The sequence below is a fragment of the Parabacteroides caecihominis genome, from assembly GCF_023656785.1.
Classification (GTDB): Bacteria; Bacteroidota; Bacteroidia; order Bacteroidales; family Tannerellaceae; genus Parabacteroides; species Parabacteroides segnis.
This window is the reverse complement of the sequence record NZ_JAMOKS010000092.1, coordinates 1-1,263: the sequence shown is the minus strand read 5'-3', so window position 1 is coordinate 1,263 and position 1,263 is coordinate 1. Positions and strand designations below refer to the sequence as shown.

1 pseudogene is annotated in these 1,263 nt (G+C 33.6%); it reads right to left on the bottom strand.

Annotation, left to right across the window (positions count from 1 at the left end):
- Positions 1–198: 198 nt before the first annotated feature.
- Positions 199–653, bottom strand: a pseudogene (locus tag NBH14_RS28630) (hypothetical protein).
- Between the last annotated feature and the right edge of the window lie 610 nt (positions 654–1,263).

Here is a 1,263-nt window from a genome sequence, read left to right as displayed (position 1 = left end):
CTTTCAGCTGTTCAATAGCCTTGTTCTTGATACTCTCGAAATCAAATTCTTCTTTCATAAAAAAAACTGTGTTAGCAAAGTTAATACTTTATTCCTTGCTGACACAGTTTAATTTACATCCTCACTGACTTCTCTTCCGTTTTTTATTCTTCAGAACTCTCGTTTGGGCTTCTTCTATTTATTGTTCTTTGTTCTGATTCAGACAATATTCCTCTTTATATATGTTTGTGTTCTGGGACAATGCACAAGGCATTTCAAACAGGTAGTGCATCCATGTATGTTAACGATTTCATCTCTTGAAACAGATCTACTCCAAACGTTTCATAATTGAATACGCCATCAGCCACTAATCCTGTATCGGATTGCGATATGGCTTTATAGCCCTTCCCGGTAATGAACTTGGCTAATTCGTCTGCTATTTCTCCCGCTTTATGTTCGGTTAGCGAATATTCATCATCGTCGAAATTGTAATTATCCGCCATCCGTGCTTGTACGTAGTCGGGCATATTAAATACCATTTTAGCATATTCTGCGGTTAGCGGAAGCGCAAAAACAATGACGGTCGGGAGTTGTCTGTTTTGCTTTTCATCCAAATGCGATATGCCGACAAAGCGAATCAGTTCTGCTCCTTGATTTTTTAATTCGTTTTCTATCTCTTAGTTTAAATATTTCATGTTTCTTTTTTTGTACTAAAGGTTACCATAAATAGCCTTCTTTTAAAAGAAAACAGGGAATACCTTAATAATTATAGATTAGTCTGTTACCTGTGTTATTATCTAATTCTTCTTTGTTAGGATAGCGGGCGATAAGACTAAATAACACTAAAGTCAAAAACTACAGTGACGAAATAGCCTGATTAGCAGGATATTCGTGAAGTCAAAGAAAAATGAATAGTGAATTAGGTAACGATTTGGTAACGATTGATTTTTGAGGTCAATTTCATTATTCTGCATTAATCTTCAAAGAACTCTCTTTTGTGTAAAGATAAAATATTTATTTGTTACTTCGATAACTTGGATTGGAAATATATAAATAAGATTGAGAATTTGTCTGTTTTTGTCTGCATATATACTGAGTTTCAAAATATAGCTAATATGTCGAATTTTTAATGTGTTGATAATGAATGTATAACTTATGTGTAAGGGGGTGTGTCAAAACTAAGGCACATCTCCTTTTTTATCTTAAAATAGTCGTTCCTCTTTTTTTTGTCTATGCGACTATTTTTTCAGTAATTAGGTAATAAGGCTTAATATTCGTCGTATG